Source organism: Bacillus sp. FJAT-25509, from assembly GCF_001420605.1.
Classification (GTDB): Bacteria; Bacillota; Bacilli; order Bacillales; family Bacillaceae_G; genus Gottfriedia.
In genome coordinates this window covers 46,201-64,727 of the sequence record NZ_LJIZ01000038.1, presented here as the reverse complement: position 1 = coordinate 64,727, position 18,527 = coordinate 46,201, and the positions used below count along the sequence as shown (strand labels likewise).

Sequence of the window (18,527 nt, the reverse complement as noted above, 5' to 3'; positions counted from 1 at the left end):
AATAAAAAATAGGAGCTGAATGAATCAGTTCCTATTTTTATTTAATCGTTCCGCTATTAAATTTAATCTTTAACTAGTTACTAAACAATGTTCATTATTTACGCCAAAAAGTCGTTAATTCAGATTTATCTTGAATATTGAACTCAATCATTTTCTGAAGCAATTCATAATTGACTGGGACTTTCCAAGGAATACGAAACAAACCTTTTGTAGCACTATAGCCAGCCTCAGCAATTTCATCGGCAAAGTGCTCAATACCTTTTTCTTCTGGTGATACACTCATATGTTGCTTCGCAGTCGAAATGCCAATGATAAATGTACCATGATTGGAAAACATAGGCGTATTCCACTTAATTTGCGGCTCTAGGCTAGGAAATTTATTCGAAATCCAATCCAAAATTTCAGCAGTTCGTTCACGGTGGTCTGGATGATCAATACCCGCTAAATATTCTGCAAAAACTACCATGTCGGTCCCTCCTCAATCAAAAATTATTTAAGTATGTAAGACTTTAATTTAAACTATATACATATAATCCAAAACAGTCAAAAATCACTTCAAAGTTTTATCATTATTAGATTTCTCTACTTCAAAAACCCTTGTTCTACTATGATCTTATTAAAAAGTCATATTATCATTCATTGAAAAAAAAGTTATAATTCCTAAAACTAAAATGATAATCAAAATTGTCTGTATGCATATCCCAACAATACTGCAAACCTTTCCCGAAATTGCTAGGCCTTTCCCTTTTTCATTCGAATGATTAATTTCGGCAATACTTTTTCTAGAAATAAAAAGACCTATTATACCAAGTATGAACCCAATATAAGGAATGATTATCGATAATACGCCTAAAGTTAATGAAGAAATAGATTTACTATTCGTTGTAACCACATCAAAACCCCCATGAATTTAAAAATATGAATTAATTCTAAAAAAATGTATAATTACACTATTATATATAATTCTATTATAATATTACACTAACAACTCCTATTTGTAATTTGGGTTTATTTCAGCATTTCTTTATAAAAAGTAAGAACCATTTAAGGCGTATAAAATAAAAAAAGGATAGAAATTAATTTCCATCCTTAACTGTTTATTTCTTTTTCTCTCAAATAATCTTCATATGCTTTTTTTACCTTATCGGATATTGGCAAAGCTGGTGCTACTTTTGAAAGTCTTTTGCTTAGATCGTTTAAAAGATATACCCCTCTAAACAAAATGCCAGCTAAAATTCCGAAACCTATAATGATACCAACTTCTCCTATCATCGAAAGAAATATACCTAATACGGTTGCTAATATGATTGATATTAACAATTTCAAAGGAATTCTTCCTTCCCTAGTTTTTCTTATCCACAAAAGACTATATTTAATGTCGAAAATCAAATTTATCATCAGGGACATTCAGAGTGTGACCGTTAATAACAACTGTATCACTATCAATCCATTCAATATCTGCTGCGCTCTCACGATAATTCCAGTATACAGTTTTACTCTTCTTTTCCTTGTTAAATACTAATTCTCCTCTTACAGTATTTTCAGTTGTTGCTCCTCCACTTGTTACATATGCTTTTAAAGTATAATTTCCGTTTGGAGATTCTTCTTCTGTAAGATATTCTCCTTTTGGTAATCTATTCATATCAAAAAATGCCCAGTATACCCCATACCCGATAATCACCAAAAAAAATACGCTTACAGAAATTAATATTTTAAATGTTTGTCGTCTTCTTTTCTGCCAACTTTTTTTATTTTCTAGTATTTTAGTAGACAAATTACGATCTCCTTTTTTGTACCCAATGAAATTTCAATCTATTTACTGAAATTATAATTGCTTTAAATTGGTTTATAAAAACTTAAACACCATTATTTTCTACTAATTCCCTTTTGCTTAAGAATGTTATCTGAATTTCACCATAATTAAATGAGTATTTTTTAACATTCTTACTTCTCCGTTTTATTTATGCAAGTTCTAAAGGTAAATAAGCATATTCTCCATCCCTAATAATCTCACACTTTTTAACTGAAATCGGATACTTAAAAATCGGTCCATCTATCACGGTAGTATGGAACTCCCCACTTTCTCCACATGGATCAATGCCTCGACTTTCAAGCTCCTTCACATATTCATGAGTTAATGTTCGTCCTAAATCTTCTTCTCGCATTCTTAATGATAAGTTGACCGATACAACAATTGTTTGAAACCCCCTATTTATAAACTCATCGACAGCTTCACGGTGATTCATTTCCCATAATGGCATACCAAGCTTTAATCCAACATTTTTAGTAACCTTATCATGCCAACAATCTTGTGCAGGCATATCTATGTCTCCCGTTACTAATACTTCTGTTCCTTGATTTTTTGCATTTTCTAATAGCTGTGTAAATACTTTTTCATATTCCTGCCAATTTGCCACCCCTGTATAAACAGGTAAGCCTATTGATTCTGCTTGAGCGTGTACTAATTCAGGAGGCATTCCATGGGATCTAGAACGTTTTCCTTCTTCCTCAAGCATAACGATCAATCCAACCGCTTCCCCTATTTTCATAGCTTTATATAAGGCTAGTACACTATCTTTCCCTCCGCTAAAAGAAGTTATAAATTTACGACCAACTGCATTATTTTTCCAGTTTACTGTTTCTACCATTCACAACTTACTCCCTTATCTTAATGATTTTTCCACTATATTTTTAAGTACAAATTAATATTAAAATTTTTCTAATGTTCTTGCAATATTCCTCACATTTTCAATACTAGGAAGTTCTCCATTCTCATCTTTCATTATCCTATAAGAACCAGTATCGTTTTTATACCGAACTTAAAATTACTACTCATTAGTCGTCTCCTTATACCACGAGTTTTTTAATCTAATTTTAATATTCGACAAAATTTTCAACCTCCCTTGCTATCTATGCAATAAATTGTTTCAAAAATAAGAAGACCGACAAAAGTCGATCTTTTCCTGGAATTAGCTAATCTATATTTAGTAGAATCTAAATTGAACTTTTCCTCCAGCTATACCTAACCAATAATTTTAAATTTTTTTAACACTCCAAATTAAGCAAATAAAAAGATCTGCTACCGCAGACCACTTTTAAAAAAAATTGTATATTTTATTTGTAAGTTTTAAAAAAGTAATAATCTTCTCTACTAAATGGGAAAATCCATAAAATCATTTCTTAACATAATGAAGCATTGCAAGTTGACCTAATTTTTCTACTTTGGTCAAAGTGTATTTTTGGGTAATATCATCACCAGCATAAAGAGAGATACCTTTTCCTAATACAATTGGAGCGATCGCTAGTTGAAATTCATCAATCAAATTTTCTTTAAAAAATTCTCGGGCTAGATTCCCTCCACCAATAAACCAAATATCCTTACCAGGTTGTTGTTTTAATTCTTGTATAAAAGCTTTAATATCTCCGTCTATAAAAGTAGCATATTCATCTGAACCAGTTGCAGCTTTTGAAAACACATAGTTTTTGTATGTACGATAAGGATAATCCATATCAAATCCGCGAACGACGTCATACGTTCCCTTTCCCATCACTACAGTGTCAATTCTCTCTAAAAGAGTATTATAGCCAGAATCTCCTTCTACTTCTGTTGTTTCTAGCCATTCTAACGTGCCATCATTGTTTGCTATATAACCATCAATTGAAGTACCAATATATAATATAATTTTACGATGTTTTTCCATGTAAATCTCCAATCTTTTTTTTGATGTTTGTTTTGCTCATTACTTCTCATGCCATATGTATTCAATACTGAGGGATTCTGGATTTTGGAAATATCAGTTTCTTCAATGCCATTTATATTAATCTTAGGAATGATTCACACGGGCATTGGATTCTTGTTATTCTTTTCAGGAATGCAGAAATTAAACGGGCAAAGCATAGCAGCATTAAGTTATGTTGATCCAATCACTACTTTAGTGATTTCAACTGTTTTCTTACAATAGAAAATGACAATTATTCAAATGATTGGTGGGGCATTGCTATTAAGTTCCACATTTGCAAGTGAAAATCATTCATGGAGACTGTCTAAACCATTTTTGAAAAAACAGCTAAATAATAAAATAAACAGTGGGAATGTGCAATTTCCCACTGTTTTTAATTTTAGATTATGAATTTCTATACTTAGCAAACATTAATTCATCATGATATTTATCTAGATCCGGTAATTTTAAATTTTCGGCAATCATAATTTCAGCTTCTTTATCATATTCTACCCTTACAAATTGGATCGAATTAGATGAATAAGAACCATCAAGAATCGCATACGATGCTGAAGTTAAATCAAGAGAATTTCCAACACTTCCTACATTGCATAGAATTCCGTTTTTGAAAGTTTCCAAAAAGGTAGTATGTATATCTCCATAAAAGACGATATCTGGGGTCTTTTCGTTTTTGTTTGAATTTGTTATCTCACTATTTTCAAACATACTTAACCGTTTTTCAATTGGATGAAATGGTAAAATCCTCTCAAACTCACTCCTTGGTGAAGCGTGAAAAAATCTGATTAATTGTCCATTTAATTCAAGGTCAATATGAAATGGTAATGAAGATAGAAATTGATAGTCATTATCTGTTAATCGGTCTCTAAACCATTGAATAAAATCATTTTCTGCAGGTGACTGAATAAATACATCCCAATTGCCACGGACCACTTTTTCACAATTTTTTTGAATAAGCTCTATACACGCTGAGCCTTGAGGCCCCTTACCAATTATATCACCTAAGCAAAAAATTCTTTCAATTTCTCTAGAACGAATGTCTTTTAAAACTGCTTCTAATGCCGTTTTATTTCCGTGAATATCTGAAATAACTGCTATTTTTGTCATGATGCATGCTTCCTCCTCTTCTCTAACATTTGCATTTTACTAAAAGACCCAAATTATCTATACCCTATATACTAGCAAACATTTATTTATATTGAAATTGTTAAAGCGAACTACTCATATTTGTTAACCATTAAACTATTCCATTTAAAAGAAGTTTAATCCTTCATTATCATTTTACTATAAAGAAAAAAGGAGCTATTTTTTAGCTCCTTTTCAATGCAAATGCATGAATTGGTATTAAACTTGGGTATAGACCGACAATCCCTTTTTGAAAATTAAGTAAGATAGATGTATCTGTCATGTCATTAAGTGCTTCATTTATTTCATGGTCAATAACTTTTGAAAGTCTTTAATCAATCACAAGTAAACTCCTAACATCAATTACTAATATGTTATCACTTTTATTGTATACCTAATTTTTTTCAAATTCGACTATAAATCATCAGAAATGCATAGAATTGTTATTCAAATAATAATTATAGTGTTTTGTCATACTTACTTCTAAATAATCAAACGAATTTATTAACTCCAATGCTTTTTCATTGTCATCATATTTTGTATCAACATTCGGTAAATTGATTATTCTATTTTTCAAAGTAGGATGTGTAGCGTATTCAGCTTCAGAATTGCTTAAAGCTTTACCTAATGACTCCTCAATTTGCTTCTTGTAACTTTCAACATTTTCACGGTAATAGCTAAAGTAATTTTCAAATTGAAATCCATGAACAATTTTTTCGGTCATTTGTTCATCAATTAAACGATTAAAAACATTACCATGGCTTATTAACTTAGACAATGCCTCTTTAAAATTTTCATTTCCACACATTTTTGCTGCAATAAAATCGGCTCTGTACTCCATTTCTCTAGAAATTTTCATATTAAATTTGTGAAAAATTTTAAGATAATATTTCATAAGCAAATTTGGTAAAATCATTGGAATTGATATAAATATTGGACGACGACGACCATTGTGATTAAACAAGGATGTAATATAGTCTAAATACTTATTTGCACCTTTATAGACAGGAGAAACGAACCGATTGAAAACTAAATCTCTACCCGTAAAATGCGACAGTTCATGGGCAATAATCGCACGCAGTTCATTTACTGATAATATGTGAAGTAAAGGATAACTAATTGCTAGTATTCTACCTTTTGCAATTCCATTAAACACAATAATTTTGCCTTCAGATACAAAAAAGTTTGATTTCACATGCAAAATGATCGAGTCTGGCATTTGTGTATTCATTTTTTCAGAAAGTTCAGAAATCAAATTGCGAAGTTTTGGATGATCATGAGGATTAATTAATATAGCCGGCTCAAATTGTTTATTTTTAAAAAACATAGAAATAATTGCAATAAAACAACTCACTACCCCAAATATCATACCAAAAAAAGGTAGAGCATCGATTAATATTAATCCAAAATATGCAAATCCTAATTCACCTAAAAATTCACCTACAAAATAATGAATAATAAAGATTAACCCGCTACCAACAAATACGATTAATGCGGTTGTAAATAAAACCATAAGATAAAAACCTGGAATAAATAGAAGAGAAGCAAAGATTTTCTTTTTTGATACAATTGGTTCACATTCCATACTTTCTTCTGACAATAGATCACTTCCTTCTTAGTTATTAGATCCCAACCACTATATATTTTTAGAAATCAATTATATATATCTATAAAAATTATATAAGCAATGATAGAAGTAATCGGAATAATACTGATCAATTTTGGTATGTTGAAATTAAATTCATTTAAAGTTTTTCTCAATAAGCCATCCAAGAGAGAATAGAGATTTATAGCCAAAAACACAACTAATAAAGTAATAATAAAAGAATAATTCTTAAGAAGAAATTTGGTTCCAATAAAAAGCGAAGGTAAAAAAATTATCTCTAAAATGAATTAAGCTAGATCATGCCTTCTATTGTCAAATTTGAAAAGCCATTTCCCATATCTCTTTAATAACGACATTTTGCCAGCACCTCTTTATGATAGATATTCGCTATTAAATTTACACTTTCCTTTTATGGCCATTTTTACTGTTTAAATTTTTTCTCATTCACATTCCAAGTTTTATTCCCAATCCATAATCCCATTAAAGTGGAGAATATTATTGCTATTAAATATTCAAAAATAACATAAGGAATATAGGTTAGAACTACTCTATTAAGTACAAACAAATTAAATGTGGTAAATAGTAACCAAGAACCAGTATAAAAAAATACTATGTTTAATACATATCTTTTCTTGCCCTTGGATCTTATTGTGTTCCATTTTTCTTTTTGTTTATTTAAATTTCTCATTTATCGCCCTCACTTTACTCATCACTTCTCTATTTATCTAATTTTCAAATTATTATACAGTATCAAATGAACTTTGTAATTTGGGGGAAATTGCTTATTTCATTGAAATTTAAACTTCATTGTTGTTAATAAGTAAAAAAAACGTCTCTCCTTTATCGTTTTGATTAGGACAGCCGTTTTTAATTTTTAAATCCATTAACCTTATACTCAAATTTTAGAATCATTTTCATTATTTTTTAATTCATGATAAAAATGTGCCTCACTTGCATTCATATAAGGAAACAACCATAAAAAACCAATGCCAACTGTTAAAATGCATAATAAGATCCAACCAAGAAAAGAAAGGTCTAAACAAAACAATTTCCACTTATATCCATCCATCATTCTTCTACTCTTTGTTATCGCATCATTTGGAGACAAATGTGGTTCTTCAATAAATATGTATGGCGCCATTCTATATGAATATGATTTTATAATGCCAGGAACAATCAAAAGCAATGTCCAAAGTGTAGTATATAAATAAGTTAAGAAATTTAGTAAAAATGCATTTAAATATAAATTCAAGTTTGTAAAATAATAAAAGATTGTTTGTAAGGAATAAGGTTGCTCATCTTCCTTTGTCGCAAATGTAAAGAGTCGTGTACTCCCGATCGTAATAATTGCCGTAATAAATAAACTATAAATAAACGTTATGTAGTCATCCCAGCTAATTACAAAGGATATATATTTCGTCAATTCATTTTTAATGGGATTCGGGAAGTATACAGTAAGTCGATTTTCAACTAATGTAGTTAAAAGATGTACTATGATCGTATACCCAATAAACTTTTTCCAATTCCCTCTCAGTGTATCCCTTGCTCTTGAGCGTATTTCATCTATGTACATGAAAACACCTCCTTTATGTTTATGAATATAAAATTCTACATTTTTCTACAAATCCCTTTTTAAAAATTATGTCAATATTTTTACAATGAATATTTCTATTAATTTTTAGCACAAAAAAACATTCCATAATTAAAAATGGAATGTTTCTTAAAATCACCAATTGTTGTCGAGTCAATCCTAAATTGATTGCCACTGTTTTACATATTAAATAAACTGTCTTCTATGAAATCACATCGCTAGACTCAACTTTGTTGTCTACTTCTTAATCGACCAATTATTTCCATATATTTTCAATCGATCTAACAGATTTATTTGTCCCTGCATGTTTTAATCCGTAAATATCCTCTATTGTATGTAAAAGATCAAAATGGTTTAAATTTTCGTTAAATTGTCCTTTTTTTACCATGGGTCCAACAAAAACGGTGGGAATTTTGTTATTATGTGAAAGGTCATCTTCATCCCACGTTACAATTAGCAAACTATTATTCGTTTTTGCCCATTTGACATAAGCACCAATTTGTTTTTTTAACCACTGATCTCCTTGTTTAATTGTTCCATCGTGCATGTCATTTTGGAGATTAGGGATTATAAACGAAACAGTTGGAAGTTTACTAAAATTTGTTGGGAAATTTTCTAATGGCTGATTTGCTTTTTTAGGGACATTTGTAAAATTAGCCCAAGGATTGTGCCTACGTGCATAATTTTTGTTGTATTCTCCATTAAAACCAATTGAAGGCAAATCTTCAGAATAACCGGCAAATGTTAATTTTTTTTCAATAAGCTCACTTGCTAAATTATCTGTTGAGAATTTTGTTTTTGGTAAAGCATCATCTGTGACACCTTGATTTGATCCAGAGAACAGGTCCAAATAATTCGGCTGGCTAGGATGTTCAATTGCATGATAGTTAGTTAAGTTGGCACCTAGGTTCATTAGTGAATTAATATAAGGTGCAGAATGATTCCCCATAATTTGCTGTTTCGCATGATTCTCCTCAATTACTATTACAATGTGATCAATTTTTGGAATTCCTGATTCTGTTTGCGAATTGAAATTAAATAATTTAAACGTATTTAGATTTTTTTTATTAATCTGTATACAAGCAATTAAAACAAAACAGATTAAAAAAAGTACTATAACCCATTTTCTCAATATAACACTACCTTTATTTAATTATTTTCTTATTTCAATGAAATTAAAGTTTTAACATAATCTAGTTATTTATTCTGTATTTTTCCTTAAAACATTAATTCTCTTTGTATATGTAATTACCCTTCTTTGATTTATTTCTTTCAATTCATTAATAATGATGATCTTCTTTTTGTTGTTAAGTTTGTCGGGCCCATAAGAAAAAAACATCCCATTAGATAAATGGAATGTTTTTCAACAAAATTATTCTTTTAAACCCATTGCTTGTTTAATAGCCTCATAGATATAAGTGTTTTCATATGTTCCTGATAATAGCTCTGCTCCAGCACCAATTGCTGTTAATGGAACAGATACGCCACCGTGTCCACTTGTTGTCCAGTCAATCATGAATTGATTGCTACTGTTTGCCACATTAAATGGTCCGTCTTCTTTAGAAATTCCATCGCCTGACTCATCTTTGGTGTCAACATCTTCAATTGATAAGCCACCACATTCATGGTCTGCTACTACTAGAACAAGAGTGTCAGGGTGGTTCTTAGCATATTCCTTAGCTACAGATACTGATTTATCTAGTTCTTGACCAGCCTTAATCATTTTTTCAGCATTGTTCTCATGAGACATTTCGTCTGTTCCCTCTTCTTCTACCATTAAGAAGAAACCTTTTTTATTATCTGATAAAGTATCGATTGCTTTTTTAGTCATGTCAGGAAGAGATACTACTGGATCATAAAGATCACCTTTTCCCTCTTCTCTTTGTTCAAACATTTCTTCGTTTGCAAAAAGACCTAACAACTTACCATTTTTCGCTTTTTGTAGCTCATTAGCATTCGTTACGTAATTGTAGCCAAGCTTTTTCGCTTCATCTACAAGATTTCCTTGTGTTCCTTTACTTTGCTCAGAAGGGTCCTTTACTGGGTGGTCTTCGTAGCTTCCAGCATTTCCTGCAGGATACCAAAAGTCCTCTCCTCCACCTAGTAGAACATCGACTTTGCTGTTTTCAAGATACTGCTTAGCAATGTCACTTTGTTTTGAACGATCTGTTACATGGGCACCAAATGCTGCTGGAGTTGCATCCGTAATCTGGCTTGTTGTGACTAAACCAGTTGATTTCCCAGCTTCTTTCGCCATTTCCAAGACTGTTTTTACTGACTTCTTGTTTGCATCAACACCAATTGCCCCATTATACGTTTTTACCCCTGACGCCATAGCAGTAGCCGCAGCTGCTGAATCTGTTATAGCAGTAGTTGAGCTAGTATGTACCAATCCAGCATAAGGCATATCATCCATTGCTAGTTTACCAGTTTGTCCAACAGTAGCCAGTCGGATCGCTTCACGGTGTGCAGCCCCCATTCCATCTCCAACAAAAACAATCACATTTTTAGCCTTTCCTTGTTTGTGACTATTATCGGATTCTTTTGCATCGACGAAATGATTAAATCCCAATGTTGTTGCAGTTGCAATTGTTAAAGCAGCACTGATTATCGTTTTCTTTTTCCCCATTAATAACACTCCCTACCTGAATATTTTCTTAATTTCAATATAAAGGAAGAGTATTTAGGAACTGTATAGATACTGTAAATATGGTATAAATTTGTATGAATATTTTGTAACTTTTGTCAATGTAGTTCTTTCAATTTTTAAATTTAATCCTTGTTTAATGTTTTAATTTCTAGTTTATTTATCGAATCCAAATAAAAAAAGAATCAAATTGTAGATTCTTTTCGCTCTCAAACTATGATCTTTTAGATTTCTTAATGATTCTATTAAATAGTACAAATACTGCAATTAAAATAATTAAGACTAAACCAGGAAAAACGATATTAAGCATTTTAGACCAGCCTTTCAGGTAGTGTTTTATATTATTTCGTCACAATCGTAAATATTTCCTTTTTTGGCGAAATTAACTACCCCACCATTATATTAAATTAAAGTTCAATTTTTTTTCACATAGATTACTTTATTTACTTTTAGTATCCTCCGATTTAATAGTTAAGAGACTTTCCCATTACTAAATTTAAGGAGGAAATACAATGATTAGAATTAAAAAAGGTTTAGCTATTTGTATAGTATCTTCAATGTTACTAATATGTGGAACAGCTTTTGCAGCAAATGGTAAATACTCTACTACATATAGCATGACAGGTGGCGTCGAAAGTAAAAGACTTGATGTTGGTAGTAATCCTACCTTTATTGTTGCAGTTAATCCTACCAAGGGTATTTGGGTAGATACTAAGAAAACAAAACAAGCTAATATAGAACTACAATTTAAAATGGATGCTTTTGGCTTAGATCCGATAATAGATGTAACAAATGTACCATCAGTAACTGGTGGAAACAAAACATTTACAAATAAGACAAAGGGTAAATATTATATTTATTACCGTAACTACACAGGCCTTCAAATGGAAGGAAAAACATCTATATCTTGGAAATACTAACATGTTCGGCTATTCAATATCATTAGATCCTATTGAATTTTTATTTGTATTTTTGCTAGGATTAATAGTATATTTCATTAAGATAAAATGGATTAGTAAATCAATTACAAAACAAAAATTCGTTCATTTTACATTATGGTTTTTTTACTACTTATCTTTAGTAAAAGTTGTTTTCTTTCCAATTACGTATTTCTATAAAAAAAATCTTGAAATAACTAGTAAGCTCTATTATCAATTTTCACCTTTTAATACAATTCTTAAGTCGATTGAACATGATCTATGGATACAAGTAATTGGTAATATTCTTTTGTTGCTTCCAATACCAGTTCTCTATGTAGTACTAAAAAGAAAAATTCTGCGGTTTCATAATTTTTTTTTATTTGGTCTTTTTCTGTCTTTCTCAATTGAAATAATTCAGCTTGGAATCAATTATATAACTGGATATCCTAATAAAGTGATGGATATTGATGATGTAATCTTAAACGTTAGTGGTATATTATTAGGTTGGTTTATTTCGAGAGTATATTCGTGTTGGTATTTAAAAGAAAAAACCTTAGTTTAAAATCCACTTCTCAGCCCTGCCCCACTTATTTTTTATAGATAGAAAAATCACTCTAATGATTATATTTAATTAGTTGAATTTTATAATTGGGGGAATTCACCGTTTTTTAAGATTTTTTTGTATGCATTATAGGAAGTAAATTAAATTTTTGTGCTTTGAAATAGAGATCAATCATATATTTATTATTGTGTAAAATTCATTTTTTTTTACAAAGCGACTAAAGAGAATCCTCTTAGTCGTTTTTTAATCCAATGATTTTCTTGTGGATTAATCGTCTTTTTTATATTTATCAATTCTACATGCCATTTCTTTCCAACAGACTTTCCTACATTGCAACTCAGCCACCTTATCGCATTCTTTCCCATAAAAAATAAAATGCATTTTTTCTTAAAGTCAACATTAGAATAATTTTAGCTATTAAAAAGGGAGTGAGACAATTTGGCTTACTGTACTAAATGCGGTGGAAACTTAGAGCAAGGGGCAATATTTTGTACAAATTGTGGTGAAAAAACTAGTATTCCAGAAGTGACTAATCAGGTCGAAACTCGTTCGAAAAATCGGAATTCACATGAAAGTAATTATAAAAATAAGTATAGTAGATTAAAAGGTATATTGATTTCAATTGCCGTATTAATTATATTGGCTGTCGCAATTTATTTAATTTATCCAAAACTTACAAATAAAAATAAACACTCTCAACATGTATCGAATCATGTACAACATAATGAAAATGAGCAAGAGGCAGTGGGAGATTCTGCAAATAATCCACCTAATACTCAAACGATCCCTTCTTATAAAGCTCAATTAGAACAATTAAAAATTTACGCTGGTAGTAGAAGTCTTTCTGTTGGTAGTTGGGACATAACACAAATTGATGGTGTAATACATTTAACAGCTAATAATATTTCTCCACAAAATCTTCAATCAATATTTAATTTATATGATAGTGGAAATATTTCTCCAATAAGAGATTGGGCGATTAAAGTAGCAAATATTGCAGATGAAGTAGCAATGTCTAAAAATACATCATGGTATATTTATGTAGGTGATCAATGTGTTGCACAGTATCCACAAACGTTATCTAACGATGATTTAATGTATTATTCAGGCTCTTGCGGTGTTTCAATACCTGTATTGGAAGGAAATTCGAAAAATGATTTAGCTATCGTAATCCATACAATGGTGTATGGTGACGTATCTACTGCAAATAAGTTTATCTTGCCAATGAGTAATATAAGAAAACTAACTCAAGATGATCTAGATTATTTGACGAAAGATGAGTTGCGCAAAGCTAGAAACGAAATTTATGCACGTCATGGATACATTTTTAAAACGGATGAAATGCGCAACTATTTTTTAGCTCAATCATGGTATAGTCCAAATGTGAATTACAATGGTACTTTAAGTGCGATTGAAACTTATAATGTAAAACTAATCAAAGCTAGGGAGGAGTTCCTTAATTGAAGTTGGTAGTTAATAAAAAGATCATTATTTTTTTTATGATCTTTATAATCTGTATTTTAAGTTTTTTATTTTATCCAAAAGATCATTCTGATAATAAACCGCACAAAACATCACTAAGTCAGCAGCCTAAAATAGAAAACTTTAAAGAAAAATCAAATAAAGTCATTCAAACAAATGAAAAGAAGAACTCCAAAAAGCCACTTGTAATTTGTATTGATCCAGGTCACCAAAGTAAAGCAAATACAGCGCTTGAACCATTAGGTCCGGGCTCTAGTGAAATGAAGATTAAAGTGGCTGGCGGTACAACAGGAGTAGTGACAAAGAAGCCCGAGTATGTTTTAAGCTTAGAGGCATCACTTAAATTAGGTGAAATCCTTAAAAAGAGAGGTTACAATGTCATCTTCACTCGTACAACAAATAATGTAAATTTAAGCAATAAAGAAAGAGCAGAAATAGCCAACAAAATCAATGCTGATTTATTTATAAGAATCCACGCTGACGGTTCGAATGATCATTCTACAAAAGGATTTTCTGTCTTAACTCCGTCTAAAGAAAATCCTTATATTTCTTCACTTTATAAAGATAGTTTATTAATTTCACAGAATATTGTTGAGGAAGTAAAAAAAGACCAATATACAAAAGTAAAAGGGATTTCCTATCGTGACGATCTCTCAGGATTTAATTGGTCAAAGGTTCCTGTTACATTAATTGAACTTGGATTTATGACAAATCCCGAAGAAGATCGAAAACTATCGGATCCACATTATTTAACAAGTTTGTTGATGAAGATAGCAGATGGGATCGATCGATATAGTTCAGAAGTTATTGACGATGGGTCAAAGTAGATATAGGTAAATAACATATTTACTGCTAAGATCCCGCACTTCTTATTTTGTATTTCTAAACGTGTATTGGGATCGTTGGATGCCTTGCACGTTTATTTTTTTATTGATGGGTCTATTTCTGATATAGATAAAGTTAGATTTTTACAGAGTGAAATTAGAATTTAAGAAAGAAGGTTACAACTTTGTGCCCCATTTTTTAAAGCACGAAATACCTTTCATTCCTATCTGAACATAGTTCGGAATGCTTGTCCATTTATATTCAGAAAAAGGTCCCCTCCAAGTAAAAGAGTAACATCCACAAATTAAATGGTGATGTCTTTTCACTTTCTACATGAATGGGATCATATAGTAAATCTTAAATATAGTTTCTAATTTTTTGTCCTATCTATTAAGTGGCTTTTTTTACCTACTATTAATCTTTATTCCATATTAATTAAAATAGTTTTCCTAATAGCAAGTCACTAATTCTATGAATCGTATTTATGATCATTGTTCGTAATAAAATCATTTGAGTGATTGCCATTACTATATAAACTATTGAAATGATATATAAACTATCGATTCCTTTTGTTTTAGTATTTTGGAACGAACTGATCACTAATGGTACTACACTAATACTCATAAATACCGATACTAAGATAAATATTAGACAAAGTGTTATCGAGACATAACTTAAAATAAATGCAAAGCAAACTAAAGCTAAACTAATAGAATAGATAGTTCCATATCTCGCAATAACTTCTTTTAATTGAAGATTTGTTTTTTTACCTTTTAAAAAAATGTAAGATGTAATGACTGTTACTAAATGAACAATTAATATCATAACAAACGGGCTAATAACCAAGGTACTAAAACTTAATTGGTTACTGAAGTTAGTATAATCTCCTATAACACTCTCTGTTGATTTAATCCCAATCTTTAATACATTATAGAAAGTTGCTGGAATTAATAGCGAATATAAAATTAAAATAATAATCCCTTTTAAAAAATGTTTTTCTGTAACACCTTGTGCAACACCATAGGGATTTTTAATAGCTAATTTAAAGAAACTCCAAAAGTTTAACATTGTTGATTTAAATTGATTAAGTTGCTCTGAATTCACATGATTCATAACTTGGCTATTTGCACCTGGTTCAGTTACTGTTTGTGATAAGAGCCCGTTATGTACAATTGCTGAGGAATTTTGTTTCGATCGTTCTGTCTTAGGTGTAACTACTTTTGAAACCGATTCACCTAATGAAATATCCTCATTAATCTGATCTTGATTTGTTGAAATTACCTCTTCATTTTTCAAAAAAATAACTTTTGTTCCGCAATTCCCACAAAAACGGTCATTTTCTACTAATGAGTTGCCACATCTTTTACAAAACATAACTATTCCTCCTTTACCTTAGACAAATTTAATATACTTTTAATTTATATTTTGGTAGTGAGGAAAAATTCTGAAAATAATTATTTAAAATACAAATAAACGTTGATAAGATTTTAAATATATAAAAAATATAAGGGTGACTTCTATCTAATTTTTAGAAGTACCTTTATCCAGTGATTTTTCCGCTTATATTAAGAGGAATTTGATTCTACTGTGCCACTAACTATTCCAATAAAAAAGATGACGCCCAAAGTACCAACCAGGAGGTCAGTACGATGGACGCCATCTGTTTCGGGATTTAACCCTATTATATGAGGTCTCTCTAAAAGAATAATCTTTTATGAAGTCCATATAATCGTTAAATATTGGTTCGTTAGGAGCCAATCTTAACTAGAAGATATTGTCGTGTAAACAATATCTCTATTTCAGTATTACCATTAAGGATGTCTTTATACTTATTTTCAATAATAACTTGTAAAAATTTCTTCTAATACCATAAAATTCTCTAGGCTCTTTTTTATTTTACTAGCTCTTTAAACTACTGGTGGGTTGCCCATGTTATTTGTTGTCCACTCTTCAAATGAAGGACCGTAAACACCAAATACTGGTAAATTAGCATGTCTCATTAATACGGTTAATTGCCCACGATGATGAATTAAGTGTTTTATTATTATTGATAAGATTACTCCGTTTGTCATCGTTCTACCAAATTTAAATTGCTGTTCTGTTAGTCTTTCATTAGTCCATTGACTTCTAACAGTTTCTATTAAATCTGAACTTACTTTATCAAAAGTTTCAATTACCTCTTTAGCTGATCGAGGAACTTGATGTTCATTTTCTAATGGAACGGCATTAAATCCAAAATAACCTAATAAACCTTGAGAACTACAAGTAATATGCCAAATTGTTCTTCCAATCGTTCTTCCATTTTCAGCTATTGAAACATTTAGGGAATCATCTGTTAAAACATTAATTAAGTTCTTTGTTAATTCCGCTTCTCGAGTCCAATCTTCAATAAATTCTTCAATATTAGCATACATTCTCATTCCTCCAAACTGTTACCTGGCGTTTTATTGTTTAACTCTTATTATTTCTCTCAACTGCTTTTTACCATTTTTATTACTTTTCTTGCTCGCCTTCGGGCAGACCGTATATCCATACTTTAGTGCACTTTGATTGTATGCATTGAAAGGATTACCCCTACAGTTCTTTCTCTCTTACTGTTTCTTTTGTTTTTTATCATGGGGATACAGATGTACGCTATTTAGTAAGTTCTTTAGTTTGCCCCTGAAAATGACATCCTTAAATTCTTTTGGATGAAATGGAATGATTGGTGTAAGATATGGAACACCTAATGAACGAAGTCTGGACATGTATATGATCAGAATAACTAGTCCAATACCCATTCCCGTAAATCCAAACCAGTCGCCTATGATAAGAAAGATGATTCGTAACGGAAGAAGTGGTGCTCCCATGCCACCAAACATAAACATTAAACTAATCAAGATAGCGGTTCCTACAACAACGATACTCATTGGGTGAATGATTTTAGACTGTACGGCTGTTGAACTAATAATGGTTGTTCCGAGTAAGGATGCGACAATAATCATATCCCCTGATATACGGAACGCTGAAATTGATAATAAATACAAGATAAAAATTAAAAAAATCATATCCCAAAAAGATGTGAAACCGACTTTATCTTCAAAAAATATTTTGACAGCTTTCTTAGGAAACCAATCAGTGTGATATTTTTGAAGGGCTATGTAAACACCTGGTAGTAAAAAGGTAAGAAAAAAACTAATAAAAAATAATGGTTTATTTGCAAAGCGTCCTGTTTTCTCGTAATACGAATTCGGCACCTGCATGAATTGAACAAACAAAGCGGGAACAACCGTTGCTTCGGGTGTTCCATCTACGAAAATCGCAATTCTCCCTTCATATAATGCAGATACAATTACATCTGGCATTTCTTCTGTTTTAGTCAAATGGAAAAGTGTAGGCCTATATCCTTCGATTGCATCGTCAATGATACGGCCCTCTATTGCATATTCGACATCCACGGAGTCAATTTTTTCACGAACTTCTTCAAGGCACAATTGATCAACTTTACTCTTTAAGTAAACAATTGCAACATCTTCCTGTACATACCTGCCTATTTTCTTCATTTCAACTACTAACTCCGGTGACTTAATGTAACTACGAATCATGTTTATATTTGTTTTAAACATTTCATTCAGTCCAATTTGTGGACCTGATGGTGAACGTTGTCGAAAGCTCTTTTCAACGGTTCGCGCTTTAAGTGTTTTGATAAACATTTCTTTTGGTATTAGCTTCGCTTTTGCTAACGGCTGAATAATTGATTCTCTTATGATTTGTGTATTCACAATCCCATCGAGATAGATGAGAACCCCATAATGAATCTTATTATTATGTCCCTCAATTTGGATGTTCCTCGTCGTAAATTCAGCTGTATTGTTTAGTTTTTCTTGTATGACTTGAGTGTTCTTGGTTAAACTCTTTGTAAGATTTGAATGATGATCTTGCAAGCTAGTCACCCCCTAGTTAACCCGTAAATTCTTTCCCACCTATAAATCCCATTTTCATAATCATATAAATTACACTTAATCTTAAGAATTCTTCTTGCTCGCTTCTCCA

Annotated in this window: 18 protein-coding genes and 1 pseudogene; 5 read left to right on the top strand and 14 right to left on the bottom strand. The window is 30.9% G+C overall.

What is annotated here, in order from left to right; translation table 11 throughout:
* Positions 1–94: 94 nt before the first annotated feature.
* From AN960_RS22295 to AN960_RS22270, 6 genes are all read right to left on the bottom strand, one after another.
* Positions 95–466: an iron chaperone gene (locus AN960_RS22295; RefSeq protein ID WP_056476600.1), complete on the bottom strand. Its 372-nt coding sequence runs from the start codon at positions 464–466 to the stop codon at positions 95–97.
* Positions 467–616: 150 nt separating this feature from the next.
* Positions 617–892 carry a DUF4190 domain-containing protein gene (locus AN960_RS22290; RefSeq protein WP_056476595.1) on the bottom strand — a complete coding sequence of 92 codons (276 nt, stop codon included), beginning with the start codon at positions 890–892 and terminating at the stop codon, positions 617–619.
* Between the two features lie 197 nt (positions 893–1,089).
* A complete protein-coding gene (locus AN960_RS22285) occupies positions 1,090–1,326 on the bottom strand; it encodes a hypothetical protein (protein WP_056476591.1) in 237 nt (78 codons plus the stop codon).
* A 46-nt stretch (positions 1,327–1,372) separates the two neighbouring features.
* Positions 1,373–1,711 (bottom strand): DUF5412 domain-containing protein, encoded by a 339-nt coding sequence (locus AN960_RS22280; RefSeq protein ID WP_286131791.1) that lies wholly within the window; start codon positions 1,709–1,711, stop codon positions 1,373–1,375.
* A 250-nt stretch (positions 1,712–1,961) separates the two neighbouring features.
* Positions 1,962–2,648 (bottom strand): Dph6-related ATP pyrophosphatase, encoded by a 687-nt coding sequence (locus tag AN960_RS22275; RefSeq protein WP_056476587.1) that lies wholly within the window; start codon positions 2,646–2,648, stop codon positions 1,962–1,964.
* 525 nt (positions 2,649–3,173) lie between these two features.
* A complete protein-coding gene (locus tag AN960_RS22270; protein WP_056476584.1) occupies positions 3,174–3,701 on the bottom strand; it encodes a dihydrofolate reductase family protein in 528 nt (175 codons plus the stop codon).
* A 36-nt stretch (positions 3,702–3,737) separates the two neighbouring features.
* Here AN960_RS22270 and AN960_RS24180 point away from each other — a divergent pair.
* A pseudogene (locus AN960_RS24180) lies at positions 3,738–4,130 on the top strand (EamA family transporter); the annotation flags it as partial.
* Here AN960_RS24180 and AN960_RS22265 read toward each other — a convergent pair.
* From AN960_RS22265 to AN960_RS22240, 5 genes are all read right to left on the bottom strand, one after another.
* Complete coding sequence (locus tag AN960_RS22265; protein WP_056476580.1) at positions 4,125–4,844, bottom strand: metallophosphoesterase family protein; 720 nt, start codon at positions 4,842–4,844, stop codon at positions 4,125–4,127. The pseudogene AN960_RS24180 and the gene AN960_RS22265 overlap by 6 nt on opposite strands.
* A gap of 442 nt (positions 4,845–5,286) precedes the next feature.
* Entirely contained in the window at positions 5,287–6,462 is a 1,176-nt protein-coding gene (locus AN960_RS22260; protein ID WP_056476577.1) for a M48 family metallopeptidase, read from the bottom strand.
* A 901-nt stretch (positions 6,463–7,363) separates the two neighbouring features.
* On the bottom strand, positions 7,364–8,041 hold the full coding sequence (locus tag AN960_RS22250) for a DUF975 family protein (protein ID WP_056476573.1): 678 nt from the start codon (positions 8,039–8,041) through the stop codon (positions 7,364–7,366).
* A 274-nt stretch (positions 8,042–8,315) separates the two neighbouring features.
* Positions 8,316–9,191 carry an alkaline phosphatase family protein gene (locus AN960_RS22245; protein WP_286131780.1) on the bottom strand — a complete coding sequence of 292 codons (876 nt, stop codon included), beginning with the start codon at positions 9,189–9,191 and terminating at the stop codon, positions 8,316–8,318.
* A 240-nt stretch (positions 9,192–9,431) separates the two neighbouring features.
* On the bottom strand, positions 9,432–10,688 hold the full coding sequence (locus AN960_RS22240; RefSeq protein ID WP_056476567.1) for an alkaline phosphatase: 1,257 nt from the start codon (positions 10,686–10,688) through the stop codon (positions 9,432–9,434).
* Positions 10,689–11,218: 530 nt separating this feature from the next.
* Between AN960_RS22240 and AN960_RS22235 the strand changes: the two genes are divergently transcribed.
* From AN960_RS22235 to AN960_RS22220, 4 genes are all read left to right on the top strand, one after another.
* On the top strand, positions 11,219–11,626 hold the full coding sequence (locus tag AN960_RS22235) for a hypothetical protein (protein WP_056476564.1): 408 nt from the start codon (positions 11,219–11,221) through the stop codon (positions 11,624–11,626).
* Position 11,627: 1 nt separating this feature from the next.
* Positions 11,628–12,188 (top strand): VanZ family protein, encoded by a 561-nt coding sequence (locus AN960_RS22230; RefSeq protein ID WP_056476560.1) that lies wholly within the window; start codon positions 11,628–11,630, stop codon positions 12,186–12,188.
* A 438-nt stretch (positions 12,189–12,626) separates the two neighbouring features.
* Positions 12,627–13,652 carry a YARHG domain-containing protein gene (locus AN960_RS25225; RefSeq protein WP_056476557.1) on the top strand — a complete coding sequence of 342 codons (1,026 nt, stop codon included), beginning with the start codon at positions 12,627–12,629 and terminating at the stop codon, positions 13,650–13,652.
* Positions 13,649–14,497: an N-acetylmuramoyl-L-alanine amidase gene (locus tag AN960_RS22220; RefSeq protein ID WP_056476554.1), complete on the top strand. Its 849-nt coding sequence runs from the start codon at positions 13,649–13,651 to the stop codon at positions 14,495–14,497. Before AN960_RS25225 ends, AN960_RS22220 begins: the two co-directional genes overlap by 4 nt.
* A gap of 433 nt (positions 14,498–14,930) precedes the next feature.
* Here AN960_RS22220 and AN960_RS22215 read toward each other — a convergent pair whose 3' ends face one another.
* From AN960_RS22215 to AN960_RS22205, 3 genes are all read right to left on the bottom strand, one after another.
* Complete coding sequence (locus AN960_RS22215) at positions 14,931–15,869, bottom strand: zinc ribbon domain-containing protein (RefSeq protein WP_056476551.1); 939 nt, start codon at positions 15,867–15,869, stop codon at positions 14,931–14,933.
* Positions 15,870–16,402: 533 nt separating this feature from the next.
* The gene (locus tag AN960_RS22210; RefSeq protein ID WP_056476547.1) at positions 16,403–16,909 is read right to left on the bottom strand and encodes a DinB family protein; all 507 of its coding nucleotides are present in this window, start codon (positions 16,907–16,909) and stop codon (positions 16,403–16,405) included.
* Positions 16,910–17,086: 177 nt separating this feature from the next.
* Entirely contained in the window at positions 17,087–18,418 is a 1,332-nt protein-coding gene (locus tag AN960_RS22205) for a spore germination protein (protein WP_056476543.1), read from the bottom strand.
* Positions 18,419–18,527 lie beyond the last annotated feature (109 nt).

Excerpts from the sequence above, each read along its gene's own strand:
- AN960_RS22270 (WP_056476584.1), bottom strand. The coding sequence starts at position 3,701 with ATGGAAAAACATCGTAAAATTATATTATATATTGGTACTTCAATTGAT.
- AN960_RS22265 (WP_056476580.1), bottom strand. The coding sequence starts at position 4,844 with ATGACAAAAATAGCAGTTATTTCAGATATTCACGGAAATAAAACGGCA.
- AN960_RS22295 (WP_056476600.1), bottom strand. The coding sequence starts at position 466 with ATGGTAGTTTTTGCAGAATATTTAGCGGGTATTGATCATCCAGACCAC.
- AN960_RS22230 (WP_056476560.1), top strand. The coding sequence starts at position 11,628 with ATGTTCGGCTATTCAATATCATTAGATCCTATTGAATTTTTATTTGTA.
- AN960_RS22275 (WP_056476587.1), bottom strand. The coding sequence starts at position 2,648 with ATGGTAGAAACAGTAAACTGGAAAAATAATGCAGTTGGTCGTAAATTT.
- AN960_RS22210 (WP_056476547.1), bottom strand. The coding sequence starts at position 16,909 with ATGTATGCTAATATTGAAGAATTTATTGAAGATTGGACTCGAGAAGCG.
- AN960_RS22240 (WP_056476567.1), bottom strand. The coding sequence starts at position 10,688 with ATGGGGAAAAAGAAAACGATAATCAGTGCTGCTTTAACAATTGCAACT.
- AN960_RS22215 (WP_056476551.1), bottom strand. The coding sequence starts at position 15,869 with ATGTTTTGTAAAAGATGTGGCAACTCATTAGTAGAAAATGACCGTTTT.
- AN960_RS22235 (WP_056476564.1), top strand. The coding sequence starts at position 11,219 with ATGATTAGAATTAAAAAAGGTTTAGCTATTTGTATAGTATCTTCAATG.
- AN960_RS22250 (WP_056476573.1), bottom strand. The coding sequence starts at position 8,041 with ATGTACATAGATGAAATACGCTCAAGAGCAAGGGATACACTGAGAGGG.